This is a genomic window from Achromobacter marplatensis, assembly GCF_049060505.1.
Lineage (GTDB): Bacteria > Pseudomonadota > Gammaproteobacteria > Burkholderiales > Burkholderiaceae_B > Achromobacter > Achromobacter marplatensis_A.
Window position 1 is genome coordinate 1 of sequence record NZ_JBMGRB010000018.1, and the last position, 26,495, is coordinate 26,495.

20 protein-coding genes are annotated in these 26,495 nt (G+C 66.4%); 12 read left to right on the plus strand and 8 right to left on the minus strand.

Annotation, left to right across the window (positions count from 1 at the left end; genetic code table 11):
* Nucleotides 1-142: 142 nt before the first annotated feature.
* Nucleotides 143-1,714, minus strand: coding sequence for a glycerol kinase GlpK (gene glpK, locus ACI0FO_RS28845; RefSeq protein ID WP_416031999.1), 1,572 nt, complete (start codon nt 1,712-1,714; stop codon nt 143-145).
* Nucleotides 1,701-3,155: a DHA2 family efflux MFS transporter permease subunit gene (locus ACI0FO_RS28850; RefSeq protein ID WP_416032000.1), complete on the minus strand. Its 1,455-nt coding sequence runs from the start codon at nt 3,153-3,155 to the stop codon at nt 1,701-1,703. Before ACI0FO_RS28850 ends, glpK begins: the two co-directional genes overlap by 14 nt.
* A 98-nt stretch (nt 3,156-3,253) precedes the next feature.
* On the opposite strand from ACI0FO_RS28850, the gene ACI0FO_RS28855 reads away from it, so the two are divergent.
* From ACI0FO_RS28855 to ACI0FO_RS28870, 4 genes are all read left to right on the plus strand, one after another.
* Nucleotides 3,254-3,442: a DUF3460 family protein gene (locus ACI0FO_RS28855; RefSeq protein ID WP_050447026.1), complete on the plus strand. Its 189-nt coding sequence runs from the start codon at nt 3,254-3,256 to the stop codon at nt 3,440-3,442.
* A 16-nt stretch (nt 3,443-3,458) separates the two neighbouring features.
* On the plus strand, nt 3,459-4,349 hold the full coding sequence (locus ACI0FO_RS28860) for a segregation and condensation protein A (RefSeq protein WP_416032001.1): 891 nt from the start codon (nt 3,459-3,461) through the stop codon (nt 4,347-4,349).
* A gap of 36 nt (nt 4,350-4,385) precedes the next feature.
* Nucleotides 4,386-5,240 (plus strand): pantoate--beta-alanine ligase, encoded by an 855-nt coding sequence (gene panC / locus ACI0FO_RS28865; protein ID WP_416032002.1) that lies wholly within the window; start codon nt 4,386-4,388, stop codon nt 5,238-5,240.
* 126 nt (nt 5,241-5,366) lie between these two features.
* Nucleotides 5,367-5,747 (plus strand): response regulator transcription factor, encoded by a 381-nt coding sequence (locus tag ACI0FO_RS28870; RefSeq protein ID WP_416032003.1) that lies wholly within the window; start codon nt 5,367-5,369, stop codon nt 5,745-5,747.
* Nucleotides 5,748-5,997: 250 nt separating this feature from the next.
* Here the strand turns inward: ACI0FO_RS28870 and ACI0FO_RS28875 are convergent, their stop codons facing one another.
* On the minus strand, nt 5,998-6,777 hold the full coding sequence (locus ACI0FO_RS28875; protein WP_416032004.1) for a copper resistance protein NlpE N-terminal domain-containing protein: 780 nt from the start codon (nt 6,775-6,777) through the stop codon (nt 5,998-6,000).
* Nucleotides 6,778-6,970: 193 nt separating this feature from the next.
* Here ACI0FO_RS28875 and ACI0FO_RS28880 point away from each other — a divergent pair, with 193 nt between their 5' ends.
* From ACI0FO_RS28880 to ACI0FO_RS28915, 8 genes are all read left to right on the plus strand, one after another.
* Entirely contained in the window at nt 6,971-7,828 is an 858-nt protein-coding gene (locus ACI0FO_RS28880; protein ID WP_416032005.1) for a prepilin peptidase, read from the plus strand.
* A gap of 19 nt (nt 7,829-7,847) precedes the next feature.
* Nucleotides 7,848-8,465: a dephospho-CoA kinase gene (gene coaE / locus ACI0FO_RS28885; RefSeq protein WP_416032006.1), complete on the plus strand. Its 618-nt coding sequence runs from the start codon at nt 7,848-7,850 to the stop codon at nt 8,463-8,465.
* Nucleotides 8,466-8,536: 71 nt separating this feature from the next.
* Nucleotides 8,537-9,289, plus strand: coding sequence for a cell division protein ZapD (zapD, locus tag ACI0FO_RS28890; protein ID WP_416032007.1), 753 nt, complete (start codon nt 8,537-8,539; stop codon nt 9,287-9,289).
* A 504-nt stretch (nt 9,290-9,793) separates the two neighbouring features.
* On the plus strand, nt 9,794-11,071 hold the full coding sequence (locus ACI0FO_RS28895) for an MdtA/MuxA family multidrug efflux RND transporter periplasmic adaptor subunit (RefSeq protein WP_416032008.1): 1,278 nt from the start codon (nt 9,794-9,796) through the stop codon (nt 11,069-11,071).
* Between the two features lie 12 nt (nt 11,072-11,083).
* Nucleotides 11,084-14,182 carry an MdtB/MuxB family multidrug efflux RND transporter permease subunit gene (locus ACI0FO_RS28900; RefSeq protein ID WP_416032009.1) on the plus strand — a complete coding sequence of 1,033 codons (3,099 nt, stop codon included), beginning with the start codon at nt 11,084-11,086 and terminating at the stop codon, nt 14,180-14,182.
* Complete coding sequence (locus ACI0FO_RS28905) at nt 14,179-17,292, plus strand: multidrug efflux RND transporter permease subunit (RefSeq protein ID WP_416032010.1); 3,114 nt, start codon at nt 14,179-14,181, stop codon at nt 17,290-17,292. Before ACI0FO_RS28900 ends, ACI0FO_RS28905 begins: the two co-directional genes overlap by 4 nt.
* Nucleotides 17,289-18,746 carry an efflux transporter outer membrane subunit gene (locus ACI0FO_RS28910; RefSeq protein ID WP_416032011.1) on the plus strand — a complete coding sequence of 486 codons (1,458 nt, stop codon included), beginning with the start codon at nt 17,289-17,291 and terminating at the stop codon, nt 18,744-18,746. Before ACI0FO_RS28905 ends, ACI0FO_RS28910 begins: the two co-directional genes overlap by 4 nt.
* A gap of 160 nt (nt 18,747-18,906) precedes the next feature.
* On the plus strand, nt 18,907-19,857 hold the full coding sequence (locus ACI0FO_RS28915) for a Bug family tripartite tricarboxylate transporter substrate binding protein (protein WP_416032054.1): 951 nt from the start codon (nt 18,907-18,909) through the stop codon (nt 19,855-19,857).
* Here the strand turns inward: ACI0FO_RS28915 and ACI0FO_RS28920 are convergent.
* The 5 genes from ACI0FO_RS28920 to ACI0FO_RS28940 form a co-directional block, all read right to left on the minus strand.
* On the minus strand, nt 19,854-21,134 hold the full coding sequence (locus ACI0FO_RS28920; protein WP_416032012.1) for a D-amino acid dehydrogenase: 1,281 nt from the start codon (nt 21,132-21,134) through the stop codon (nt 19,854-19,856). The two genes, ACI0FO_RS28915 and ACI0FO_RS28920, sit on opposite strands and share 4 nt — an antisense overlap.
* A 158-nt stretch (nt 21,135-21,292) precedes the next feature.
* Nucleotides 21,293-22,792 carry an N-acyl-D-amino-acid deacylase family protein gene (locus ACI0FO_RS28925; protein WP_416032013.1) on the minus strand — a complete coding sequence of 500 codons (1,500 nt, stop codon included), beginning with the start codon at nt 22,790-22,792 and terminating at the stop codon, nt 21,293-21,295.
* Nucleotides 22,793-22,806: 14 nt separating this feature from the next.
* Nucleotides 22,807-23,469 carry a TetR/AcrR family transcriptional regulator gene (locus tag ACI0FO_RS28930; protein ID WP_416032014.1) on the minus strand — a complete coding sequence of 221 codons (663 nt, stop codon included), beginning with the start codon at nt 23,467-23,469 and terminating at the stop codon, nt 22,807-22,809.
* Between the two features lie 162 nt (nt 23,470-23,631).
* Nucleotides 23,632-25,050 (minus strand): amidase, encoded by a 1,419-nt coding sequence (locus tag ACI0FO_RS28935; RefSeq protein WP_416032015.1) that lies wholly within the window; start codon nt 25,048-25,050, stop codon nt 23,632-23,634.
* Nucleotides 25,051-25,115: 65 nt separating this feature from the next.
* Complete coding sequence (locus tag ACI0FO_RS28940; RefSeq protein WP_416032016.1) at nt 25,116-26,348, minus strand: amino acid ABC transporter substrate-binding protein; 1,233 nt, start codon at nt 26,346-26,348, stop codon at nt 25,116-25,118.
* Nucleotides 26,349-26,495 lie beyond the last annotated feature (147 nt).

Below are 26,495 nucleotides of genomic sequence, written 5' to 3' on the forward strand. Positions count from 1 at the left end.
AAGATGACGAAGGGGCAGTCCGGAGCGAAGGCTCCGGACCGCAATCGTGGGCGCGCGCCACCCACCCGACCCCGGCGGCGAGCGTCCCACAAAGAGCCTCGCCAACCGCCACCACATCCCCTCACGCAGTTGCCAGAACGACCTACTTAGCCGCCCCAGCCGCCCCAGCCGCCCCAGCCGCCCCAGCCGCCCCAGCAGCCCCAGCAGCCCACCCTTTAGACAAATCCACCGCCTGCCTCCATCTCTCCATTCGCGCCTCCCGCACTGACTCCGGCCACCCCGGCTCGAACGTCCGTTCCGCCTGCCACTTCGAGGCAAACTCCTCCAACCCCGACCAGAATCCCACCGCCAGCCCTGCCAAGCCCGCTGCGCCAAGCGCCGTCGACTCCGGCACTCTGGGCCGCACCACCGGCACGCCCAGCAGGTCGGCCTGCATTTGCATCAGCAGATCGTTGCGGGCCGCGCCGCCGTCGACGCGCAGTTCCGTCAGCGCGATGCCGCTATCGCCGTTCATGCAAGTCAGCAGCTCTGCGCTTTGCAGTGCGATGGATTCCAGCGTCGCGCGGGCGATGTGGGCGCGGGTGGTGCCGCGGGTCAGGCCCACCAGCGTGCCGCGGGCGTAGGGGTCCCAATGCGGCGCGCCCAGGCCGGCGAAGGCCGGCACCATGAAAACATCGTCCGTATCCGCCACGCTGGCCGCCAGCGACTCAACTTCTTCCGAGCGCTGAATAATGCCCAGCCCGTCGCGCAGCCATTGCACCGCCGCGCCCGCCACGAACACGCCGCCTTCCAGCATATAGGTGGGCGTCCAGTTGTCGGCGCCGGACGCGGGCAAGCCCCAGCCCACCGTCGACAGCAGATGGTTTTTTGACTGCACGGGCTTGTCGCCCACGTTCATCAGCATGAAGCAGCCGGTGCCATAGGTATTTTTTGCCATGCCCGGCGTAAAGCAGGCCTGGCCGAAAGTGGCGGCCTGCTGGTCGCCGGCCACGCCCGCGATCGGGATCGAGCCGCCCAGCCATTCCGGCAACGCACTGCCCACCACCGCGCTGCTGGGCGCGATCCGCGGCAGCACGCTGCGCGGGATCTTCAGCAACGCCAGGATCTCATCGTTCCAGTCCTGCGTGTGCAAGTCGAACAGCATCGTGCGCGACGCGTTGCTCGGATCCGTGCTGTGCACCGCCCCGCCCGTCAGTTGCCAGATCAGCCAAGTGTCCACCGTGCCGAAGGCCAGTTCGCCGCGCTCGGCCATCCGGCGCGCGCCGGGCACGTGGTCCAGCAGCCAAGCCAGCTTGGTGCCCGAAAAATAGGCGTCCAGCACCAGACCCGTCCGCGATTGCAGGAAATCGGCATGACCGTCTCGGCGCAGTTGGTCGCACATCGGCGCGGTGCGCCGGTCCTGCCAGACGATGGCGCGGGCAAGCGGACGGCCGGTGGCGCGTTCCCAGATCAGCGTGGTTTCGCGCTGGTTGGTGATGCCGATGGCGGCTACGTCGGCCGCCGTCGCGGCGGCGTTGCGCAGCGCTTCGCGCGCCACGTCCAACTGGGTGTGCCAGATCTCGCTGGCGTCGTGCTCGACCCAGCCCGGGCGCGGGTAGTGTTGGCGGAATTCACGCTGGCCCACGCCGCGCACCACGCCGTCGCGGTCGAATACGATGGCCCGGGAGCTGGTCGTGCCCTGGTCCAGGGCTAGGACAAATTCATTCGTCGTCACTTTGTTTGGCGCCGTTCAGGTGTGCCCCGGCTTGTGGCTCAAGGCGTCTAAAGGAGAAGGTCGAGGCCATGCACATCAGGCCGATGACGATGAAGCCGGCGACGACATCGCTGACTGCAAGCGTCTCGGCGCCGCGCACGGCCATGCTGACGTTCAGCGTGACTGCGGCCACCCCCACGCCCAGACTGATACCCAGTTGCTGCGCCATCGCCGCGAAACTGCTGGCGCGGCTCATTTTGGCCGGGGGAATGTCGGCATAGGTTAGCGTATTTACCCCGGTGAACTGCAAGGATCGGAAGAAGCCGCCGACCAGCAGAATGGCGATCATCAGCCAGACCGGCGTGGTGGGGGTGAAGGCGCCGCACACCATGATGAACACACCGGTCAGCAGCGCGTTCACGGTCAACACGCGGCGGAAACCAAAGTGGCGGACGATGGGCGTGGCCACGAACTTCATCAGCAAGGCGCCCGCCGCGCTGGCGAACGTGATCAGGCCGGCGGAAAACGGCGATAGCCCGAAACCCACCTGCAACAGCATGGCCAGCAGGAATGGCGTGGCGCCCACGGCGAAACGGCACAGGTTGCCGCCCAGGGTGGAAATGGCGAATGTGGGGATCCGCATCAGCGACAGGTCGATGATGGGGTGTTCAATGCGCCGGGCGTGCCAGGCATATAGAAAGCCGCAGGCGGCGCCCACGGCGATCATGCCCAGCAGCATCGGCAGCGGCATCACGTCGCGGCCAATGGCCTCGAAGCCGCTGACCAGCGCGGCCAGGCAGACGGCGCTAAGCAGAAAGCCCAGCCAGTCCAGGCGCGGGGCGGTTTCTTCCTTGATTTCGGTGACATAGCGCAGCACCAGCGCGATCCCCAGGATGCCGATCGGGATGTTGATCAGGAAAATCCAGTGCCAGGACATATAGGTGACCATGAAACCGCCCAGCGGCGGCCCGATCACCGGCCCCAGCAGCGCCGGGATGGACAGAAAAGACATGGCCTTTAGCAAATCCTGCTTGGGCACGGTCCGCAGCAGGATAATCCGGCCCACCGGCACCATCATCGCGCCCGCCATCCCCTGGATGATTCGGGCCACGACCAACTGGGGCAGGTCCTGCGAGAGCGCGCAGGCGACGGAACTGAGCGTGAACAAGCCGATGGCGGCCACGAATACCCGGCGGGCGCCGTAGCGGTCGGCCGCCCAGCCGCTGACCGGCACGAACACGGCAACGGACAGCAGATAGGACGTAATGGCTACGTTCAGCCGAACGGGCGTGGATCCCAGGGCCCGGGCCATGGCCGGCAGGGCGGTGGCCACGACGGTGGCGTCCAGCATCTGCATGAACAGCGCACAGCCCACGATGAAGGGAATCATGCGCGCCGCGCGCAACGCGTCCGGGGTCGAGGGCGGAGCGGGGGGGGCGGCTGCTGCGGATTCTGCTGACATGGCGGGAGGGGGCGTTGGGTGCCTGACGATTGTAACGCCGGGGGTTCGCCCGGCGTGAAGTAAACTCCTGGGATCCGAAACCCACTGAAATTGGTGTCATGGCGACCAACTACGAATCCGAGATCACCCTTTTCCTGAAAGACTTCAAGCAGTCGCACCCTGGCACCGAAGAACGCCAGCGCGAAGGCCGCGCCCGTCTTTGGGATAAACCGCAGGACTCGGAACTGCTGGAAGGCTTCCGCGCGGCCCGCGTGCCGCAAAAACCCTACGTGTATTCGGCAGACTGATCCCGTTGCGGCAGACATGTCCCAAAACCCTTCCGTCCCGGGCGAGGCGCTGGCCAAGCTAGTGGAGCCGCCCGTGGACAGCACGCCCGATACCGTCGATAGTGTGGCGTTCGCGCGCCTGTACGGCGAACCGCTGTTCCAGATGCCGACGGATCTGTACATTCCGCCGGACGCGCTGGAAGTGTTCCTCGAGGCGTTCGAAGGGCCGCTGGACTTGTTGCTGTACCTGATCCGCAAGCAGAACTTCAATGTGCTGGACATCCCGATGGCGGATGTCACGCGGCAATATCTGTCGTATGTGGACCAGATCCGCATCACCAACCTGGAGCTGGCCGCCGAATATCTGCTGATGGCGGCCATGCTGATCGAGATCAAGTCGCGCATGCTGTTGCCGGTCAGGAAGACCGATACCGGCGAAGAACCCGAAGACCCGCGTGCCGAACTCGTCCGCCGTTTGCTCGAATACGAACAGATGAAGCTGGCCGCCCAGAAGCTGGACAAGCTGCCGCAGCTGGGCCGCGACTTCGTCAGCAGCCAGGCCGTGGCCGACCTTAGCGTCGAACGCATGATGCCGGAAGTCAGCGTTGACGACCTGCGCCAAGCCTGGGCCGACATCATGAAGCGGGCCAAGCTGAATCAGCATCACCACATCACGCGCGAACAACTGTCCGTGCGCGATCACATGACGCACATCCTGCGGCGCCTGAACGATGTGCGCTTTATGGAATTCGGCGACCTTTTCATGGAGCGCGTTCGCGAAGGCGCGCCTGCGGCGGTGGTCGTCGTGCATTTCATCGCCATGCTTGAGCTGGCCCGCGAATCCCTGCTGGAAATCACGCAGGCGGAGCCCTATGCTCCCATTTACGTGCGCCTGGCCTACACCAGCGTGGCGGCGGTCGCGGCCTGATCCTGACCGGGCTGCCCCCAACCCCGGAGAGTCCCCTTGAAAGTCGTACATACCATCCAGGAATTGCGCGATCACCTGCGCGGCCAGAATCGCGTGTCGTTCGTGCCCACGATGGGCAACCTGCATGAAGGCCACTTGTCCTTGATGAAGCTGGCGCGCCAGCACGGCGACCCCGTGGTGGCCAGCATCTTCGTGAACCGGCTGCAATTCGGCCCCAATGAAGACTTCGACCAGTATCCGCGCACGCTGGCGGCCGACATCGAAAAGCTGGAGCAGGCGCGCGACGTTTACGTGCTGTTCGCGCCAAATGAACGGGAAATGTACCCCGAACCTCAGAACTACCGCGTGCAGCCGCCCGACGATCTGGGCGACATCCTGGAAGGCGAGTTCCGGCCCGGTTTCTTCGAAGGCGTCAGCACGGTCGTGTTGAAGCTGTTCTCCTGCGTGCAGCCGCGCGTGGCCGTGTTTGGCAAGAAGGACTATCAACAGCTGATGGTGGTGCGCAACATGTGCCGCCAGTTCCAGCTGCCGGTGGAAGTGCTGGCGCACGAAACGGTGCGCGCCGATGACGGCTTGGCGCTGTCGTCGCGCAACCGCTACCTGACCGAAGGCGAGCGCGCCGAGGCGCCGGCGCTGTATGCCGAACTGCAGCGCATCGGCCAGCGGCTGGCCGAAGGCGAGCGCGACGCGCTGGCCCTGGAGCGCGATGCCGCCGACCGCCTTGCCCTGCGTGGCTGGAAGGTGGACTACGTGGCGTTGCGCCGTCAGCAAGACCTGAAGCGCCCCGAGGCCGCTGATTTGCAGGCGGGCGTTCCCGTGGTGGCGCTGGCCGCAGCCAAGCTGGGCGCCACCCGCTTGATCGACAACCTGGAACTGACCTACCAGGCCTGAACGTTCCGTGCAGGCAGGGGCGCGCGAATATTGCGTCGCCCCGACCCCTGACAGATTTGCCAGCTTTCGCCGCCTGCGGTTGCCGGGCAGACTTGATGTAATCCTACATTGCAAAAAGAGTCGCCCATGCAAGCTCCCCGTCCCGATTTCGAAGCGGTGCTTTCCGCACTAACGCCGCGCGAACGGCAAATTGTCGGTTATGTGGCGGCCGGTCGCCCCAACAAGGTCATTGCCATTGACCTGGGCATTTCGCTACGCACCGCCGAAGCCCATCGCGCCCGCATTTTCGAAAAACTCGATGCCCGCAATGCCATGCAGCTTGCCTGCCAGCTATGCGCGCACGGGCGCTCGGGGGCGTCTCCCATCCTTAATGCCGCGGCGGCCTGCGGCAAACCCTCAGCCCACGCCGGCCCGGCATGGACGCCCCGGCATGTGCTGCATGCCCCCGCGCCACCCGCCTACGGTCCCTGCCCGGCCGGCAAGCCGCCTGATTCGGATTCCGGATGAGGTTTCAACGACGTCGCCTCAACGACCTCCCCGCGACGGCGTTCCTCCAACGACGTCGCTTCAACGACGTCGGCCCTGGCGAACATCGTGTTCGCCAGGGCCGACGGGTATTGAATCGGTGTGGGTTTCAAGTTGGCCCGGGCGAACCCGGACGTCTTGAAAGGGCTTGAAGCCGGCCCCGGGGGCCGAGCCCCGCAGGCGGATTTCTAAACCGTCGAGGTCATCGAGGTCATCGACGCCCTCGAGGCCATCACGGGCACTGGGGCGCCGCGGCCTTGGCCAGCTCGTCAATCGGATCCAGGTCCGGCTGGCGGGTCAGGTTGTAGTTCAGGTTGGGCGTTTGGCCAGCGATGGAACGCACGCGCAGCACGTTGTTGGCGGCCACCACGAATTCCGCGCGGGCATTGCCCTTGCCGTCCATCAGGATGACGCGCGGCGGGCGCTCGTCGGTGGCGTCCCAGCAGCCCTGTTCCGTGACGGCGGGGCCCTTGTGAGGGTCGTTTTCCAGGTATGCCGTGCGGCCGCGCCAGCGGCCGTTGGGCGCCAGGGTCAGCGTGACGCGCTGTGCCGTGCATTGCATGGCGGGCGAAAAGCAGGGCAGGGTGCCCATATAGGTTTGCGGCTGCGGCACCAGGCTTTGCGCGGCGGCATTGGGCGCAGCGGGGGCAGCGGAGGCAGGCGCCGGCGCGGCGGACGACGATTGCGCGACGCGGTCGGCGCCTTCCGGCACGCTTTGGCCGTCTTCGGTGGTCTGGCCAGCCGGCGTGGCCTGCGAGGCTTGGTTCTGTGGCTTGCGGGCGTCGGGCTTCAGGGCGATCTGAACCTGCGACGGGGCGCGAATGACGCTACGGTAGCCGGCGCCCGAGCCCTGGTATTGGGCGTCGGTCACGGTGCTTTCGACTGGAGGGTCGTAATAGCCTTCGGTTTTTTGCTGGGCGCAGCCCGCGGCGCCTAGTGCCGTACCGGCCAGCAGCAGCCCCATGACACTGAGTTTGCGGGATCGGGTAACGATGTCGACGCGGGCGGTCATGGCAGCTTATCCGTGAATTGAGTCTGTCTCCGATTTTACGCACTTATGCGAAGATTCGATACGTTCCCTTAGCCACTCTTGGGTGTTGCCTGCACTTTATGCACAATTTACGACACGGCCTCCTTCGGGCCGTCCGCTTTTCGGTCATTCGCGGCGCAAGAGACGCGGACGAACGCACGCGTCGGACCGGCGAATGAGCGGCGTCCATCACGCCTTCGGCATGCCGTTGGGCGCGTTCATCGGACTGGCGGCGCTGGCGGGCCTATTCATCGGCAGTTGGTTGACCGTGCTGACCTATCGCTTGCCGCGCATGATGGAACGTGAATGGCAGGCCCAATGCCTGGACGCCGTGGGCCGTGCGCGTCCGGACGGCAGCGAAGGCTTGCTGCGCCCCGCATCGCATTGCCCCGCGTGCCATGCGCCCGTGGCCGGCTGGCGTCGGCTGCCGGTGCTGGGCTGGCTGTTGCTGCGCGGCCGTTGCGGCGCCTGCCATGCCCCCATCGGTTGGCGCTATCCCGCCATCGAAATCCTGACTGCCGCGTTGTTCGCCGCCTGCGCATGGCGCTACGGCGCAACACCCGTCGCGCTGTTTGCGATGGGTTTGTCCGCCATGTTGGTGGCGCTGGCCTGGATCGACTTCGAATCCACCCTGCTGCCTGATGCGCTGACGCAGCCGCTGGTGTGGGCGGGGTTGTTGGTCAACCTGTCCGGCGCGTTCACCACCTTGCCGCTGGCAGTGGTGGGCGCGGTGGCCGGCTACGTATTCCTGTGGGTTATCTTCCATGTGTTCCGCCTGCTGACCGGGCGCGAAGGCATGGGGTATGGCGATTTCAAGCTATTGGCGGCGTTGGGCGCGTGGTTCGGCGTCGAATCTCTGCCCATGGTGTTGTTGGCGGCCTCGCTGGTGGGCGTGCTGATCGGTGGCCTGCTTACGATGTCGGGCCGCGCCGGCCGCGGGCAGCCGCTGCCGTTCGGCCCTTATCTGGCCCTGGCCGGTATCGTGATGCTGCTGTTGGGCGGCGAGCAGGGCTTATGGCAATTCATGCGCTAGGCAAGAAAGGAAGGGCATCATGTTCAAGATCGGGCTGACAGGCGGCATCGGTTCGGGAAAATCCCGCGTGGCCGACATGCTGGGCGAATGGGGCGCGACGCTGGTCGACACCGACGAGATCGCCCGCGCGCTGACGGCGGCCAACGGTGCGGCCATGCCCGCCATCGAACGCGAATTCGGACCGCAGGCATTGACGCCGGACGGCGCGTTGAACCGCGAATGGATGCGTGAGCGCGCGTTCTCGGATCCGCAAGCGCGACTGCGGCTGGAAGCCGTGCTGCATCCCGCCATTACGGAAGAAACCCAGCGGCAGGCGGCGGCCGCGACCGGGCTGTATCTGGTCTTTGTGGTGCCCCTTCTGGTGGAGTCACTGGCGCGTTGGCGCACGCGCGTGGATCGTATCTGCGTGGTGGACTGCGATCCCGAAACGCAAGTGGCGCGCGTGCAGTCGCGCAGCGGGCTGACGGAGCCCGCCATCAGGCGTATTATGGCGGCACAGGCTGCGCGGGCAAGCCGGTTGGAGGTTGCGGACGACGTCATCGTGAACGACGGCGCGACATCGCCGGAACAATTGCGCGCGCAGGCGAAGACCCTGCATGACCGCTGGCTGACGCTGGCGACCACAACGGGCCGGTAAGCGAATAGCTTGGCCGGCACCCCTGAATCCCTCGGCTTGTCGGCCGACCACTGATGGGCCTGTAAAAAAGCGTGATTGTTTACGAATATCCCTTCAATGAGCGCATCCGCGCCTACCTGCGATTGGAATACCTGTTCGACAGGTTGTTCTTCTTTGCCCGCGAGGGGGATTCACGCCAGCATCAGGTTGCCGTTACTTCCCTTTTCGATCTGCTCGACGCGTGCGAACGCACCGACGTGAAAGGCGCGGTGCTGCAAGACCTGGAACGCCAGCGCATGGCGTTGGTGGGTTTGCGCGACCATCCCGGCGTGGCGCAAGACGCGCTGGAAGCGATGCTGCGCGAACTTGAAAAAGTGGCCAGCGCGCTGGCCGCGCCCGGCAAGACCGGCCAATCGCTGCGCGAAAACGAATGGTTGACCAGCCTGCGCGGCCGGCTGTCCGTGCCGGGCAGCGCCACGCAAGTGGACATGCCTTCCTATTTTGCCTGGCAGAACAAGACCGAAGCCGCCCGCTGCGCCGACCTGCAGGCCTGGGTGTCGCCTTTCCTGCCTTTGTACGATGGGCTGACGCTGGCCCTGCGCCTGCTGCGCGAGTCTGGCCGCAAGACCGATATCGTGGCCGAGCAGGGCGCATACCAGCAGATGCTGGGCGGCAAGCAATTTCAGTTGCTGCGCGTCTGGCTGGATCCGACCCAAGGCGTGTTTCCCGAGATCAGTGCCAATAAGTACATGATCTGGATACGATTTTCCACGCAAGACGGCGAATTCAAACCCCAGCAAGTCGCCCACGACGTCGCCTTCCAAATGACGCTGTGCAGCTCCTAAACCATCGACAGTTCGTAGGATGGGTGGAGCGCGAGAAAATGTGCCATAGAAAACGACCCTAAAGCGCGCGCAACCCATCAAGCAACGGCTGCGTTGTGGCAGGGCCAGCCCGGCAGACGCGGCGGTTGAGGGATTGTGACTGGGCCAGCCGCCCGGCAGACGCGGCGGTTGAGGGATTGTGACTGGGCCAGCCGCCCGGCATGCTCCGGCGTTTGAGGGATTATGACCGGGCCCGCCGCCCGGCATGCTTCGGCGGTTGAGCGTTGTGGCTTGGCCCCCCCCGGGCTCGGGCGCCGCTTGATGGGTTGCGCGCGTTGGAGTTTGTCTTCCTTGCGGCGGTCGTCTCGCGCTTCACCCATCCTACGTGCTTCTGGCTGGTGTTGGGGCAGGCGTTCTTGAGATCGATTCCTGTTGCGGCCAGTTTCAACTCTGACGCGCAATGGTAGAAAAGGCGACCGACTAGTAGACAATACGGCTTTCTCCGTCAGTGCCGGAACCGTTTCCATGTCCGATAGTCGTCCTGTTTCCCCCCCTTCTCGCTGGACCCGCCGCCGCATCGCCGGATTGGCGGTGTTGTTGCTTGTCGTGGCGGGCGTTGCCTGGCTGGCGCTGCGCCCGTCCGCCAAACCAGGCGCTGCTGGCGGCCCCGGCGCAAGGGCGGGCGGCGCACGGCCCCCGATGGCCGCGATGGCGAATCTGGCCGTGCCGGTGCGCATTGCCACCGCCGTCACGCAGGACATCGATATCTACCTGAAGTCCCTGGGCACCGTTACCGCCTACAACACGGTCACCGTGCGCAGCCGCGTCAGCGGCGAACTGGTGGACGTGGCGCTCCAGGAAGGCCAGCGCGTGAAAGCGGGCGACCTGCTGGCCCAGGTGGACCCCCGTGTCTTTCAGGTGGCGCTGGACCAGGCGCGCGGTACCCAGATGCAGAATCTGGCCCAGCTAGAGAATGCGCGGCGCGACCTGCAGCGCTATCAGGCCCTGTTCAAGCAGGATTCCATCGCCAAGCAGCAGGTCGACACCCAGGCCGCGCTGGTGCGCCAGTACGAGGGCACGGTCAAGAGCGACCAGGCCAACGTGGACAACGCCAAACTGCAATTGGACTACGCCCGCATCACGGCCCCCATCAGCGGCCGCTTGGGGTTGCGCCAGGTGGACCGCGGCAACCTGGTGTCCAGCGCCGATACCAACGGGCTGGTAGTGATCACGCAGACCCAGCCGATTTCGGTGGTGTTCACGCTGCCCGAGACCCAGCTGCCCGAAGTGCGCGGCGAAATCGCCGCCGGCAAGACGTTGGCGGTTGATGCCTATGACCGCGCCGATACCCGCCGCATCGCCACCGGCGTGCTGGAAACGCTGGATAACCAGATTGACGTCACCACCGGCACCCTGAAGCTGAAAGCCAAGTTCGACAATGCGGACGATGCGCTGTTTCCGAACCAGTTCGTCAATGTGCGTCTGCATGTGCTGACGCGCAAGGACGTGACCGCCATCCCCACCGCGGCGATCCAGCAAGGGTCGGCCGGCGCGTTCGTGTTTCTGGTGCAGGCGGACAACACGGTCGCCGTCCGTCAGGTGAAGCTGGGCGCCATCAACAACGGCATGGTGGCCGTGAATGAAGGCCTGCAGCCCGGCGACCGCGTCGTCACGGAAGGCACCGACCGCCTGCGCGCCGGCGCCAAGGTCGAAGTGGTGGGCGGCGCCGAGGTGATCCCTTCCACGCGCGACAAGACGCTTGGGGCGGGGGCGCCTGCCGGCACCACGCCCGCGTCGAAATAAGCCGAGGCCATCGTGAGTCCGTCGCGTCTCTTCATCCTGCGCCCCGTCGCCACCACGCTGGCGATGGTGGCGATTTTGATCGCCGGGTTCATCGCCTACCGGCTGCTGCCCGTATCGGCGCTGCCCGAAGTGGACTACCCGACGATCCAGGTGGTGACGCTGTACCCCGGGGCCAGTCCGGACGTGATGACCTCGCTGGTTACGTCTCCGCTGGAACGGCAGTTCGGGCAGATGCCGGGCTTGAATCAGATGTCGTCCACGAGTTCGGGCGGCGCGTCGGTCATCACCATGCAGTTCAACCTGACGCTGCCGTTGGATGTAGCCGAACAGCAGGTGCAGGCGGCCATCAACGCGGCGTCGAACCTGCTGCCCAGCGACCTGCCGGTGCCGCCGACCTACAACAAGGTGAACCCGGCCGACGCGGCCGTGCTGACGCTGGCCATCACGTCGCCCACCATGCCCTTGCCGCAAGTGCGCGATCTGGTGGATACGCGGGTGGCGCAGAAGTTGTCGCAGATTCCGGGCGTGGGCCTGGTCAGCGTCGCGGGCGGCCAGCGGCCGGCGGTGCGGGTGCAGGTCAATCCGCAGGCGTTGGCCGCCAACGGCCTGGCCTTGTCCGACTTGCGCACCGCGATCGTGGGCGCCAACGTCAACCAGCCCAAAGGCAACCTGGACGGGCCGCTGCGTTCCACCACGATCAACGCGAACGACCAGTTGAAGTCGCCCACCGACTACAACGACCTGATCATCGCCTACAAGAACAACGCGCCGTTGCGCCTGTCCGATGTGGCGCGCGCGGTCGAAGGCGCCGAAGATACGCGCCAGGCCGCCTGGGCCGGCGACAAGCCCGCCATCCTGCTGAACATCCAGCGCCAGCCGGGCGCCAACGTGATCGACGTGGTCAACCGCATCCAGACGCTGCTGCCGCAGCTGCGGGCGGCCTTGCCTGCCACGCTGGACGTCAGCGTGGTGTCGGACCGCACGCAGACCATCCGCGACTCGGTGGAAGACGTGAAGTTCGAAATGCTGCTGGCGGTGGGGCTGGTGGTCATGGTGACCTTCGTCTTCCTGCGCAGCCTGACGGCCACGCTGATTCCCAGCGTCGTGGTGCCGCTGTCTCTCGTGGGCACCTTCGGCATCATGTATCTGGCGGGGTTCTCCATCAACAACCTGACGTTGATGGCGCTGACGATCGCCACCGGTTTCGTGGTGGACGACGCCATCGTCATGATCGAGAACATCGCGCGCCACATCGAAGAGGGCGAGACGCCCTTGCAGGCGGCGCTGAAGGGCGCCTCGCAGATCGGGTTCACGCTGATCTCGCTGACGTTTTCGCTGATCGCGGTGCTGATCCCGCTGCTGTTCATGACGGAAGTCGTGGGACGGCTATTCCGCGAATTCGCGATCACGCTGGCCGTGTCCATTCTGATCTCGCTGGTTGTGTCGCTGACGCTGACGCCGATGATGTGCGCGCGTTTGCTGCGCGCCGAATCCGAGCAAAAGCACGGCAGGTTTCACACGGCCACCGGCAACTTCATCGACCGCGTCATCGCCGGCTACGACCGCATGCTGCAGGTGGTGCTGCGCCATCAACCGCTGACGCTGCTGGTGGCGCTGGGCACGTTCGCGCTGACGGTGGTGCTGTACGTGGTGGTGCCCAAGGGCTTCTTTCCGCAGCAGGACACCGGCCTGATTCAGGCGATCACCCAGGCGCCGCAATCCATCTCGTTTCCCGCGATGGCCCAGCGCCAGCAAGCGGCAGCCCGGCTGGTGCTGGAAGATCCCGACGTGCAGGCCGTGTCCTCGTTCATCGGGGTGGACGGCAGCAACGCCACGCTAAGCGCCGGGCGCATGCAGATTGCGCTGAAACCGCAGGCCGAGCGCAACGGCGACCTGCGCACGGTGATGGCGCGCCTTCAAGAGTCGCTGGGCAAACAGGACGGGCTGACCGTCTATATGCAGCCCGTGCAGGACCTGACCATCGAAGACCGCGTCAGCCGCACGCAATACCAGATGACGCTGTCCAACCCCGACCTGAAGGTGCTGAGCGAATGGACGCCCAAGCTGGTGGACCGTCTACGCCAGATTCCGGGACTGAAGGACGTAACGGATGACTTGCAGGACGACGGTTTGCAGACCTGGGTCGAGATCGACCGCGATGCGGCATCGCGGCTGGGCATTACCGCCGCCGTGATCGACGAGGCGCTGTATGACGCGTTCGGGCAGCGTCTGATCTCCACGATCTTTACCCAGTCGAACCAGTACCGCGTGGTGCTGGAAGTGCAGCCGCAGTTTCAGATGAACCCGGCGGCGCTGGGCCAGATTCACGTGCCCACCTCGACGGGCGGGCAGGTGCCGTTGTCGTCGGTGGCGCACATTTCCGAAGGTCGCACCGTGCTGGCCGTGAACCGGCTGGATCAGTTTCCGATGGTGACGGTGTCGTTCAACCTGGCACCGGGCGCGTCGCTGTCCAACGCGGTCGAAGCCATCACCGCGGCCGAGGCCGAGATCGGCATGCCGGCCGGCGTGGAAACGCGCTTCCAGGGCGCGGCGCTGGCGTTCCAGAATTCGCTGACCAGCACGCTGTGGCTGATCCTGGCCGCGGTGGTCACCATGTATATCGTGCTGGGCGTGCTGTATGAAAGCTACATCCACCCCATCACGATCCTGTCCACATTGCCGTCCGCCGGCGTGGGGGCGTTGCTGGCGCTGCTGATCAGCGGGACCGAGCTCGATATGATCGGCATTATCGGGATCATCTTGCTGATCGGCATCGTCAAGAAGAACGCCATCATGATGATCGACTTTGCGCTGGATGCCGAACGCAAGCGGGGCTTGACGCCGCGCGCGGCCATCCACGAGGCCGCGCTGCTGCGTTTTCGTCCCATCCTGATGACGACGTTGGCGGCCTTGTTCGGCGCCTTGCCGCTGATGCTGTCGACCGGCACGGGCGCTGAACTGCGCCAGCCGCTGGGCCTGGTGATGGTAGGCGGCCTGCTGTTGAGCCAGGTGCTGACGCTGTTTACCACGCCGGTCATCTACCTGATGTTCGACCGCATGTCGCGCCGCTGGCGCGGCGTGCGCGAGCCGGCGGCCGGGGACGCGTCATGATCCTGTCGGCGCCTTTCATCGTCAGGCCGGTGGCGACCACGCTGCTAAGCCTGGCGGTAGTGCTGGCGGGTCTGCTGTCGTTCTTCCTGTTGCCGGTGGCGCCCCTGCCGCAGGTGGATATCCCGACGATCTCGGTGTCGGCAAGCTTGCCGGGCGCCAGCCCCGAGACCATGGCCTCCAGCGTGGCGACGCCACTGGAGCGTTCGCTGGGCAGCATCGCGGGCGTGACCGAAATGACGTCCAGCAGCTCGCAGGGTTCTACCCGCGTCACCCTGCAGTTTGATTTGTCGCGCGACATCAACGGCGCCGCCCGCGATGTGCAGGCGGCGATCAACGCCGCGCGGTCGCTGTTACCCAGCGGCCTGCGCAGCAACCCCACGTATCGCAAGTCCAACCCGTCGGATGCGCCGATCATGACGCTGGCGCTGACTTCCGACACGCTCAGCCAGGGCCAGCTGTACGACATCGCCTCGACGATCGTGGCGCAGAAATTGGCGCAGGTGGACGGCGTGGGCGAAGTGACCGTGGGCGGCAGTTCCCTGCCGGCGGTGCGCGTCACGGTGTTGCCCGGCGCGCTGGCCAACCGGGGCGTGTCGCTGGATCAGTTGCGTGCCACGTTGGCCAACGCCAACGCCAACCGCCCCAAGGGCGTGCTGGAAAACGACCGCTACCACTGGCAGATCATGGTCAGCGATCAACTCAGCCGCGCCGAGCAATACCGGCCGCTGATCGTGGCGTGGAAAGACGGCGCGCCGGTGCGCGTGTCGGACGTGGCCCGGGTCGAGGATTCCGTCGAAGACCTTTATCAGACGGGGTTTTTCAACGAGCGCAACGCCATCCTGATGATTGTGCGCCGGCAGGCCGACGCGAACATCATCGAGGCCGTGGACGCGGTGCGCGCGCAACTGCCGGTGCTGGAAGCGTTGATGCCGGCGGACGTGAACATGACGGTGGCGCAAGACCGCACGCCCAGCATCCGGGCGTCGCTGCACGAGGCCGAGCTGACCCTGATCATCGCCGTGGGCCTGGTGGTGCTGGTGGTGTTGCTGTTCCTGCGGCGCTGGCGCGCGGCCATCATTCCCAGCGTGGCCGTGCCCGTATCGCTGATCGGCACCTTCTGCATCATGTACCTGTGCGGCTTCACGTTGAACACGATTTCGCTGATGGCGCTGATCGTGGCCACGGGGTTCGTGGTGGACGACGCCATCGTCGTGCTGGAGAACATCATGCGGCATGTCGAGAACGGCATGTCGCCGATGCGGGCCGCCTTGCGTGGATCACGCGAAGTGGGCTTCACGGTGCTATCGATGAGCCTGTCGCTGGTGGCCGTCTTTATCCCCATCCTGCTGATGGGCGGCGTGGTGGGTCGGCTGTTCCGCGAATTCGCCGTGACCCTGTCGGCCGCCATCATGGTGTCGCTGATTGTGTCGCTGACCCTGACGCCAATGATGTGCGCGCGCCTGCTGCGGCATGAACCGCCCGAGCAGAAGCCGCCGGGACGGCTGGCGCGCTGGTCGGAGCGCGGCTTCGAGTCCATGCTGGACGGCTACCGCCGCAGCCTGCGCTGGGCGCTGGCGCATGGCCGGCTGATGATGCTGGTCCTGGCGGTAGCTGTCGGGCTGAATATCTACCTGTACACCGCGGTGCCCAAGGGTTTTTTCCCGCAGCAGGACACGGGGCAGCTGTTGGGATTTTTCCGCGTGGACCAGGGCACCTCGTTCCAGGCCACGCTGCCTAAGCTGGAAGCGCTGCGCAAGGTGGTGCTGGCGGACCCGGCGGTGCAAAGCATGACGGGCTACGCGGGCGGCCGGGGCGGCAGCAACAGCAGCTTCATGCAGATCCAGTTAAAGCCCCTGGGCGAACGCGACGTGTCGGCCGACGTGGTCATCAACCGGCTGCGCGGCAAGCTGCTGAACATGCCGGGCGCGCGCATGTTCCTGGTGTCGCAGCAGGACATCCGGATTGGCGGGCGGCAAAGCCAGGGCTCTTATGACTACACGCTGATGTCGGGCGACCTGCAATTGCTGCGCACCTGGATGCCCAAGGTGCAGCAGGCAATGGCGAAGATTCCCGAGATCACGGACGTGGACACCGATGTCGAAGACAAAGGCCGCCAGATCAACCTGGTGATCGACCGCGAGGCCGCCACGCGGCTTGGCGTCAGCATGTCCACCATTTCGACGGTGCTGAACAATTCGTTCAGCCAGCGCCAGGTGTCGGTAATGTACGGCCCGCTGAACCAGTACCACGTGGTGCTGGGGCTTGAGCCGAAGTTTGCCGAAGACATTGAATCGCTCAAGCAGGTGGAAGTCATCACGTCGACCGGCGCGCGCGTGCCCTTGCTGGCTTTCGCGCGGCTGGAGAACGCCAACGCGCCGCTCAGCGTGCAGCATCAAGGCTTGTTCGTGGCGGACACCGTGTCGTTCAGCCTGGCGCCCGGCGTGTCGCTGGGGCAGGCCACCGCGGCCATCGATGCGGCGGTGGCGCGCATCGGCTTGCCGTCCGATCAGATCCAGGCGGGCTTCCAGGGCACCGCGGCGGCCTTGCAGCAAACCTTGGCGCAGCAGCCGTGGCTGATCCTGGCGGCGCTGGTCACGATGTATATCGTGCTGGGTATTCTGTATGAAAGCTTCGTGCATCCGCTGACGATCCTGTCGACGTTGCCGTCGGCCGGCCTGGGCGCGCTGCTGGCGTTGCTGCTGTTGCGTTACGACTTCACGTTGATCGCCCTGATCGGTGTGTTTCTCTTGATCGGCATCGTAAAGAAGAACGCCATCATGATGGTGGACTTTGCGCTGGATGCCGAGCGCAACCAGGGCATGGCCCCGCGCGACGCGATCTTCCAGGCGTGCCTGACGCGGTTCCGGCCGATCATGATGACGACGATGGCCGCCATCTTCGGCGCGCTGCCGCTGGTGGTGGCCACCGGCGCCGGCGTCGAGATGCGCCAGCCTCTAGGCATTACCATCGTGGGCGGCCTGGTGCTTAGCCAGATCCTCACGCTGTACACCACTCCCGTGGTCTATCTTTATCTGGACCGCTTCCGTCTATGGGCCGCGCGCGGGCGCGGTCCCCGGAATGAAGCTCCCGCATCCATAGAACAAACATGATCCGCATCAAGCCGCTTTCGAACGCCTTTCTTCCTCGCAGCGCGGTCACGCTGGCGCTTTGCGCGCTGCTGGGCGCCTGCGCGGTCGGCCCCGATTACCAACGCCCCGAACTGGATGTGGGCGCGTCTTATAAGGAAGGCCAAGGCCAGGATCAGGTCGAAGGCTGGAAGCCCGCCCAGCCGCGCGACGACGCGGACCGCGGCGAATGGTGGCGGGTGTATGACGACGCGACGTTGAACGGGCTGGTCGATCGCCTGAATACCTCGAACCAGACGATTGCGCAGGCCGAGGCGAATTACCGCCAGGCGCTGGGGCTGGTGCGCGCCGCGCGCGCCGGCTTCTACCCCACCGTGGGCGCCGGCGCCGGCATGTCGCGCGCGGGCAGCGGCAATGGCACGAACGGTTCGTCGTCTTCGTCGGGCAGCAACGTGTCGAACCAGTATTCGGTGACCGGCAGCATCAGCTGGGAATTGGACGTGTGGGGCCGCGTGCGGCGCAGCACGGAATCGTCCGAGGCCAGCGCGGCGGCCAGCCTGGCTGACCTGGCCGCCACGCGATTGAGCGCCCAGGCGGCGCTGGTGCAGACGTATCTGCAACTGCGCGTGCTGGACGAACAGAAGCGTTTGCTGGACGCCACCGTGGCGGCTTACGAGAAGTCGCTGCAATTGACGCAGAACCGCTATGAAGTCGGCGTTGCGGGCCAGGCCGACGTGGCCGTGGCGCGCACGCAGGTGGAAAGCACGCGCGCCCAATCGATCGATCTGGACTGGCAGCGTGGCCAATACGAGCACGCGATTGCGGTGCTGATGGGGCAGGCCCCGTCCAAATTCGGGCTGGCGCCCGCGGTGTTCACGCTGAAGTTGCCGCAGATCCCCGTGGGCTTGCCGTCCGAACTGCTGGAACGCCGCCCCGACATCGCCGCCGCCGAACGCCGCGCGGCGGCCGCCAATGCGCAGATCGGCGTGGCGCAAGCCGCATGGTTCCCGTCGTTGACGCTGTCGGCCGACGGGGGCTTTCGCAACGGGCAGTTCGCCGACCTGCTGACCGCGCCCGCGCGCTTCTGGTCCCTGGGGCCGGCGCTGGCGTTGACGATCTTCGACGGCGGCGCGCGCGCGGCGCAGGTCGAACAGGCCCGCGCGGCCTACGACTCGCAAGCGGCGGCGTACCGCCAGGCCGCGCTGGTGGGGCTGCGGGAAGTCGAGGACTACCTGATCCAGCTGCGCGTGATGGAAAACGAACAGGTCGTGCAGCGCCGCGCGCTGGAGTCGGCGCGCGAATCGCTGCGCCTGATCCAGAACCAGTACAAGGCGGGCCTGGTGGATTACCTGAGCGTGGCGGTCGTGGACGCCACGGCGCTTAACAGCGAACGCAATGCGCTTAGCCTGCTGGGCACGCGCTTGGTGGCCAGCGTGAACCTGATCGTGGCCTTGGGCGGCGGTTGGGATGGTTCCTAGGGATAACGCCTAATCCGCTTCCCTTTCGTTGACAAGTTTTCGGCGCCGGTTCTTAATGCGAAAAAAGTGACCATGCGGTCACGTTCGTCGCGCGAAGGGGAAAGAGATGGGCTGGTCAACTCAGTGGCGGACGGCCGCCAGGGCAGGGCGCTGGACAGGCATGGCGGCGGCGGCCACGCTGGCGTTGAGCGCAGCGGCCTTCGCGCAGCCATGGCCCGCGCGGCCGATCACCCTGATCGTGCCGTTCCCGCCGGGCGGCACCACCGATATCTTCGCGCGCACCATCGCCCAGCACATGCGGCCGGCGTTGGGCGAATCCATCGTGGTCGAGAACAAGCCGGGCGCGGCGGGCAACCTGGGCGTGGCCGCGGCCGCGCGTGCGCAGCCTGACGGCTACACCATCGTGCTGGGCTCCGTCGGCACGCAGACCGTCAACCCGTTCCTGTACGCCAATATCGGATTCGACCCCGCCACCGATCTGGTGCCGTTGGGCATGATTGCGTCCACGCCCAACGTCATGGCGGTGGCGGCCGGATCGCCGTGGCGCAATCTGGACGACGTGATGCGCGCGGTGAAGAAGGATCCGGGCAAGTATTCCTATGCCTCGCCGGGCATCGGCTCGTCGGTGCACCTGACGGGCGCGTATTTTGAATCGCTGGCCGGACTGCAGATGCTGCACGTGCCGTTCAAAGGGTCGTCGGCCGCGATACCCGCCGTGATCGGCGGCCAGGTCGACATCCTGATGGACAACCTGCCTAGCGCCATGGCGGCGTTGAAGCCGGGCGGCCGCCTGCGCGGCATCGCGGTGACGTCGGCCCAACGCAGCCCGGCCGCGCCTGACCTGCCGACGATGGCCGAGGCCGGCCTGCCGGGCTTCGAGGTCACGGCATGGTCCGGTCTGTACGCGCCGCACGGCACGCCCGCACCGGTGATCGACAAACTGATCGCGGCCATGAAGCAGGCGTTGAAATCGCCCGAGCTGCAGCAGGCGTTGGCACAAGGCGGAGCGACGCCGGGCAACGTCTTCGGCCCCGATCTGGCCGCCTTCGAAGTGAAGGAACGCGCCAAATGGGGCGCGTTGATCAAGAGCCGGGGCATCAAAGCGGACTAAGCGCCTGGACGCCATCCGTCCGTGCGCGACTCCAGCGCGAAGGCGGCCGCGTCGACGGCGGGATTGCGCCCCTGCATCAAGTCCGTCAGTATCCGCGCGCTGCCGGCGGCCAGCGTGAAGCCCAGGCCGCCGTGGCCGGTGTTCAACCATAGGTTGCGGTAGGGCGTGGCGCCGATCAGCGGCTTGCCGTCCGGCCGCGCGGGCCGCAGGCCGGCCCAAGGCTGCGGCGGGCCCGCCGGGTTCAGGTCCGGAAAGAACTGCGCCACATCACGTTCCAGGCTGCGCACGCGCTGTGGGTCGACGCCGCTACCGCGCGCACCGATATCGACCATGCCCGCCACGCGTAGCCGGCTGCCCAACCGCGCATAGACGACCTTGCGCCCGATGTCGCTGATGCTGGCGGTCGGCGCAACGCTGTCCGGCGTCAACGCATACGTCAGGCTGTACCCTTTCAGCGGATAGATCCCCAGATTCAGCCCCAACCGCCGCGCCAACGGTTGCGCGCCCATGCCGCTGGCCAGCACGTAATGGTCGGCTTCCAGCGCGCCCGCGGCGGTGGACACGCCGACAACGCGGCCACGTTCCGCGTGCAACGCGTCCACTCGCGTATTGAAATGGAAACGCACGGGGTCCGGCGCGGCGCGCAGGATGCGTTCAAGTTCGGTGCACAGGCGCTGGCAGTCGCCGGCGTCTTCGGTGGGGGTGTAGAGGGCGCCCTTGATGCTGGCGCCAATGCCGGCCAGCGCGGGTTCCATGTCCAGGCAGGCGCGCGTATCCATCACGCGCTGTTCGCAGCCCAGGCCTGCTTGGAAATCGCGCTGCGCGAGTGCGCGCGCATAGGCGGAAGCGTCCTGGTAGACCAGCAGTTTCCCCGACGACGTGAAATCGAAATCCGGCTTTTCCTGACGCACCAGCTCGTGCACGCACAGGCGGCTGTACAGGCCCAGCGACAGCAGCTCGCGGGTGGTCGAGCGGCTTTTGGCACGCGTGCAGGCGCGCAGGAATGAGAGGCTCCAGCGCCACTGATCGGGGTCCAGGCGTGGCCGGAAGCGCAGCGGCGCGTCCTGGGCCAGCAGCCACGAGGGCAGCCTGGGCAAGACGGCGGGATCGGCCAGCGGCGCGACGAAGCTATAGCTCAGTTGCGCGCCATTGGCCATGCTGGTGGCTTGGGCGGGCTGCGAGCCTGCGTCGATGACGGTGACGCGATGGCCCGCGCGGTGCAGGAAATAGGCGGTGGTCATGCCGACCACGCCCGCGCCGATGACGACGATGTGCATGATGTTCCAACGAGGCGACCGCGGTCAGGGATCGCGGCATTCAGTGTTCAGGGCCGGCGCGGGCGGGCGTCCGGCGGCAGAGGGTTCGGCGGCAGAAGGTCAGGCGGCAGAAGGTCAGGCGGCAGAAGATCAGGCGGCAGAAGATCAGGCGGCAGAAGTCAGGCGGCCCAGGCGGGCGTTTCGAAACCAGGCGCCGCGCGGTCGTCGCCACGCAGCAGACGGCCGGGCCGGTCGCCGGTCGGGACACCGTCCGCTTCGACCAGCCTGCCGTTGACCAGCACCGCCTGGATGCCGGTGGACGGCAGCGTGGGCTCGGCGAAGCTGGCCAGATCGGCGATGGTGGCCGGGTCGAAGACCACCACGTCGGCATAGCAGCCCGCGCGCAGCACGCCGCGGTCTTTCAAGCCGAACTGCGCGGCCGTCAGGCTGGTCATGCGGCGAATGGCCTCTTCCAGGCCCAGCACCCGCATTTCCCGCACATAGCGGGCCAGCACGCGTGAAAACGCGCCCCACAGGCGGGGGTGGGGACGCTGGTCGTGCGGCAATCCGTCCGATCCGATCATGACGCTGCCGTGGCCAATGACGCGTTTCACGTCGGCTTCGTCCATCGAAAAATAGATCGCGCCGGCGGGTGAGAGCGCTTCGGCCAGGCGGGTGGGATCGATGCCTTCACGCGCAGCCAGTTCGCGCAGGTCCACCCCCTGGATCTCGGGGCGGGTTTGCGACCAGGTGACGATGATCTTTTCACCGGCGGCGACGCGGCGCGGCTCCAGGATGGTGGAGGACGCCGCATAAGGGTAGACGTCCATGCCCAGCGGCTGCTCGGCGCGCATGCGGTCGTATAGCGCCAGCGTTTCAGCGGTGCGGCCGTGGTTGTGCTTGCCGGTCACCTTGTGGTGCGACAGGATGGCCGGCACGTCGGCGGCCCGGCCGATCAGGAACGCTTCTTCCATTGCGTCGCAGACGTGGTCGGCCTCGTCGCGCAGGTGCGTGGTGTACAGGCCGCGCCAGGCGGACAGCGGCTCGGCCACGCCCATCACTTCTTCCGTGCTGGCGTGCATGGCCGTCGGGTAGTAAAGGCCCGTGGACAGCCCGGCCGCGCCGGCGGCCATGGCCTGGTCCAGCGCATGCCGCATGGCCGCGATTTCTTTCTTGTCGGCCGGACGGTCAAGCCGGTCCATGGCCGATACGCGCAGGCTGGAATGGCCGACCAGCGCCAGGCTGTTGACGGCGGCGGGCGCGGCCTCCAGCGCGTCGGCGTAATCCTGCATGCGGGCGTAGAGTTCGCCCGTGTGCTTGGCCAGCAGGTTCAGGGGGGGCGGGACGACGTCGCCCGGCGCGCGCACGGGCGCCAGGCTGATGCCGCAGTTGCCGGTGACGACGGTGGTGATGCCCTGGCTGACCTTGGGGCGCATCAGCGGCGTGCCCAGCAGCGCGCGGTCGTCGTGAGTGTGGCAATCGATGAAGCCTGGCGCGACCACCTTGCCGGTTGCGTCGATGTGGCGCGATGCCCGCCACGTCGCGCCGTCGCCGATGGCGGCGATGCGTTCGCCGCGGATCGCGATATCGGCGGGGCGGGCGGGGCCGCCCAGGCCATCGGCGACATGGCCGCCGGTGATGATGACGTCGTAGTGCTGCGGGTCGGGGTGCGCGGACATGAGGGGGACGGGGCTCAGGTTTCCGGATCGGCCGCGGGCGGTTTGCCGCGGCGCGCCTCCAGGTGGGCAAGGGACTCGGTATTCAGGGCGTCCGGGAGGCCATGGGCCACCAGGTGTTCAAGCGCGTGGCTGATGCGCTGCCAGCCCTCTGGCGTGCGCAGCGGCACGCCAAGAAAGTGCGATTCGGTTTTGGCGCGCAGCATCAGGTACAGCACGCCGGCCAGCATCACGCTGATCAGCGCGGGCGTGTCGGCGTCGGGGGCCAGGCCGTCGATGCGGTCGATGAAACCGCGCGCCGCGCGTTCGCGCCGTTCGGCCAGCGGCGCCGACACCTCGTTTCGTTCGATCAGTTCCCAGCGGCGGACTTCACGCAGTGTTTCGTTGCCGGCCAGCGCGTCGATCTGCGCGCGCAGCATGGACAGGACAAGCTCGCCCGGCGTGCGCTGGCTGGATTCGTCAGCCGCCAGCAGGCCCGGGTTACGGGTCCAGAAATCCTGCTCTTGCATCCAGGCCAGCATCAGGCCCGGCATGCCGTCGAAATAGCGGTAGATGAGTTCTTTGCTGACGCCGGCGCGCTTGGCGATGGCGTTGATACCGACGCCGCCCATTCCGGTTTCCAGGATTTGGGCTTCCAGCGCTTGCAGGATCTGCCTTTCGGTATTCTCGCGCCGCGACATAGGCTATTCCTTCATGAGGACGAATGTGACCATATGGTCACATTCGACGTTCAAGATAGGGCTTCGAGGCGATCGGGAGCAAGGGGGGACTTTCCCTAGCGGGCGGGAAGGGGCGTGCGCGAAGGGACGCCGGCGGCGCCGGCATCCCTTCAACAGAGGGGGCTACAGTCCGACGGCCTTCAGGTCGGGACGGCGGCGATGCCAGTCGGTCGCGGCCTGGAAGGCCATGCCGATCTTGCCCAGCGTGCCTTCGGCGTTGGGCTTGCCCAGCAATTGCACGCCCAGGGGCAGGCCGTCGGCGGTGAAGCCAGCGGGCAGGGCCAGGCCCGACGCGTTGACGTAGTTGCCGGCGCGGGTGAAGGCGGCCAGCGGCGTGGCCGCTTCGTCCACCTCGGCCAGCAGGCGTGCGCCGAAGGGCGCGCAGGGCGTGAGTACGGCATCGATATCGCGCATCCAGTCCAGCCAGGCCAGGCACGCGTGCGCGTGGGCTTGCAACGCGGCGATGTAGTCGGCGGCGGACACGCCCTTGCCGGACAGCACGCGGGCGCGCACATATTGGCCGATGGGTTGGGCGGGGTCTTCGATGTAGCCGCGATGCATGGCGTAGGCTTCGGCGGCGATGATCTGCCCGTTCCGCAGCATCATTTCGCGGAAGTCGAAGGGGAAGGGCGCTTCGGCCACTTCCGCGCCCAGATCGGCCAGCACGCGACGCGCATCGTCTAGGGCGGACAGCGCGTCCGCGTCCACGGCGATGGGGTGCTGCGATGCCGGCATCAGCGCAATGCGGACGCCGCGCAAGGGCTGTGCGCCGGCAGCGGGCTCGCGGTATTGGAAAGGCGGCAGGCCCTGCGTCAGCGGGTCTTGTGCATCGGGCCCGGCCATCAGCGCGGTCAGCAGCATCGCGTCGCGCGTGTCGCGGGTCAGCGGGCCGATGGAGTCCAGCGTCGTCGACAGCGCCACCGCGCCATGCAGACTGATCAGCCCGCGCGTGGTCTTCAGGCCCGTGACGCCATTCAAGGCGGCGGGAATCCGCACCGAGCCGCCCGTGTCCGACCCCAGCGCCGCAGGCGCCAGGCCAGCGGCGACGGCCACGCCGGAGCCGCTGGACGAACCGCCAGGAATGCGCGCTTGCTGCAGGTCCCAGGGATTGCGCGGCGTGCCCATGACGGGGTTCGTGCCCCAGCCGCCAAAGGCGAATTCGACCATGTGGGTCTTGCCCAGCATCACCATGCCGGCGTCCAGCAGGCGTGTGACGGCGGTTGCCGTGACGCTGCTGCGGCGGTCGCGCCAGGCCTCGGAGCCCGCGGTGGTGACCTGGCCCTGGATGTCGCACAGGTCCTTGGCGGCCACCGGCACGCCGTCCAGCGCGCTGAGCAGGCCGTAGCCGGCGCGGCGGCGGGCGTCGGCGGCTTCGGCCAGACGCAACGCGCCAGCGCCGTCCACGCTGACATAGGCGCCCAGTGCCGGGTTGGCCCGGGCGATGCGGTCCAGGAAGTGCTGCGTCAATTCCACCGAGCTGTAGAGGCCTTCGGCCAGGCCGTCCGCCAGTTCGCCAAGCGTGGCAAATGCAATTTCAGACATGTTTTCCTCAGGTTGGGTTGCCGGCCCCGCGCAGCGTCGCGCGCGGCCGGCCGTGCTGCCCGCGGCTAGCGTTTGGTCCAGTCAGGGGCGGGGTAGATAGGCTTTGCCGTCGCCACGTCCGCCGGCCACACGGGCACCATGCCCTTGCCCGGCTGCAACTGCACCACCGGGAAGGGCATCAGCAACTGCTTGCCCGTAGTGTCGATGGTGTAAGGGCCGGCCATGACCGTCAGCTTGCCGGACAGGTCCAACGACGCCTGCTTGAGGGCCGCGGCATCCGTCGTGCCAGCCTTCTTCACGACCTCTTCCGTGATCGCGCCAGCGCCATAGGCCAGCGCCGTCTGGAAATCGGGCGGGAACTCGGCCTTGGGAAAGCGCTTGTCGTAGGCCGCCGCGAATTGTTCGCGGCTCATGCCTGCGTTGACGTTCCAGTTGATCGCGGGGTGGTAGTTGGTGTGGCTGTAGATGTAGTTGGCGTCCGCGCCGATGGCCTGGAACTGCGGCGTCGATGCGTACACCATGAAGACGTAAGGGAAGTTGATGTCCAGCTGCTTCATCTGGCGCGTCATGCTGATCAGGTCGCCCTCATACGAGGTCGGCACCAACGCTTCGGCGCCTGCGGCGCGCGCCTTCTGGAGGATCGTGCTGAAGTCCTTTTGCCCCTTCGGGTATTTCTCGAACATCACGACCTGCATGCCGTTCTTGGTCGCCTGTTCGCGGCCGCCTTCGGCCAGCCCCGCGGGGAACGGTTCGTCGGAATACAGCAGCGCCACCTTTTTCACGCCCTGGTTGGCGGCCAGCTCCATGTTGGCGCGCAGCATGGCGGACACGGGCATCTGCGTGCCCGACACCATGTTCTTGAAACCCTGCTTGTACAGATCGTCGCTGGCGGCCGACCAGACCATCATGTACTTGCCCAGCCGCTCGGTGACGGTGGCGGCCGCGGCCGTCAGCGTGGAGCCGAACGGCGCAAACACCAGATCCACTTTTTCATCGACAATCAGGCGTTCGTAGACGCGCGTGACCATCTGCTTGTCGCTGCGGTCGTCCAGCTTGACCAGTTCGACGGGGTACTTCTTGCCTTTGATGTCGATGCCCCCCCGGCGGTTGACGTCTTCCACCCACAGTTCCACGCCCCGCACGCCGGATTGCGAAGCAAGGGCGAAGCTGCCCGTGGAAGAAACCGTCATGCCCACCCGGATCTTGTCCGAGGTTTGGGCGGCGCTGGTGGCGGGGGTCAAGGCGGCAATGGCCATGGCCAACGCCGGTAAGCGGAACAACCAGGATTTAGCGAACATGGGATGTCTCCAATCGTTATAGATTTGGGGGCCTCGCCCCGCCGCGAAGCAGGGACCCAGAACCCGGTATTGGGCAATAATTGCCCAATACGCGATAAAGCGTATAACAAATAGGCATGGAGCGCACGCCTTGAATAAATTGAATTA

Bases quoted from the DNA above. Each gene is read 5' to 3' on its own strand.
- ACI0FO_RS28850 (WP_416032000.1), bottom strand. From the start codon at position 3,155: ATGTCAGCAGAATCCGCAGCAGCCGCCCCCCCCGCTCCGCCCTCGACC.
- ACI0FO_RS28855 (WP_050447026.1), top strand. From the start codon at position 3,254: ATGGCGACCAACTACGAATCCGAGATCACCCTTTTCCTGAAAGACTTC.
- ACI0FO_RS28860 (WP_416032001.1), top strand. From the start codon at position 3,459: ATGTCCCAAAACCCTTCCGTCCCGGGCGAGGCGCTGGCCAAGCTAGTG.
- ACI0FO_RS28870 (WP_416032003.1), top strand. From the start codon at position 5,367: ATGCAAGCTCCCCGTCCCGATTTCGAAGCGGTGCTTTCCGCACTAACG.
- ACI0FO_RS28875 (WP_416032004.1), bottom strand. From the start codon at position 6,777: ATGACCGCCCGCGTCGACATCGTTACCCGATCCCGCAAACTCAGTGTC.
- ACI0FO_RS28880 (WP_416032005.1), top strand. From the start codon at position 6,971: ATGAGCGGCGTCCATCACGCCTTCGGCATGCCGTTGGGCGCGTTCATC.
- coaE (WP_416032006.1), top strand. From the start codon at position 7,848: ATGTTCAAGATCGGGCTGACAGGCGGCATCGGTTCGGGAAAATCCCGC.
- ACI0FO_RS28895 (WP_416032008.1), top strand. From the start codon at position 9,794: ATGTCCGATAGTCGTCCTGTTTCCCCCCCTTCTCGCTGGACCCGCCGC.
- ACI0FO_RS28905 (WP_416032010.1), top strand. From the start codon at position 14,179: ATGATCCTGTCGGCGCCTTTCATCGTCAGGCCGGTGGCGACCACGCTG.
- ACI0FO_RS28910 (WP_416032011.1), top strand. From the start codon at position 17,289: ATGATCCGCATCAAGCCGCTTTCGAACGCCTTTCTTCCTCGCAGCGCG.
- ACI0FO_RS28915 (WP_416032054.1), top strand. From the start codon at position 18,907: ATGGCGGCGGCGGCCACGCTGGCGTTGAGCGCAGCGGCCTTCGCGCAG.
- ACI0FO_RS28920 (WP_416032012.1), bottom strand. From the start codon at position 21,134: ATGCACATCGTCGTCATCGGCGCGGGCGTGGTCGGCATGACCACCGCC.
- ACI0FO_RS28925 (WP_416032013.1), bottom strand. From the start codon at position 22,792: ATGTCCGCGCACCCCGACCCGCAGCACTACGACGTCATCATCACCGGC.
- ACI0FO_RS28930 (WP_416032014.1), bottom strand. From the start codon at position 23,469: ATGTCGCGGCGCGAGAATACCGAAAGGCAGATCCTGCAAGCGCTGGAA.
- ACI0FO_RS28935 (WP_416032015.1), bottom strand. From the start codon at position 25,050: ATGTCTGAAATTGCATTTGCCACGCTTGGCGAACTGGCGGACGGCCTG.
- ACI0FO_RS28940 (WP_416032016.1), bottom strand. From the start codon at position 26,348: ATGTTCGCTAAATCCTGGTTGTTCCGCTTACCGGCGTTGGCCATGGCC.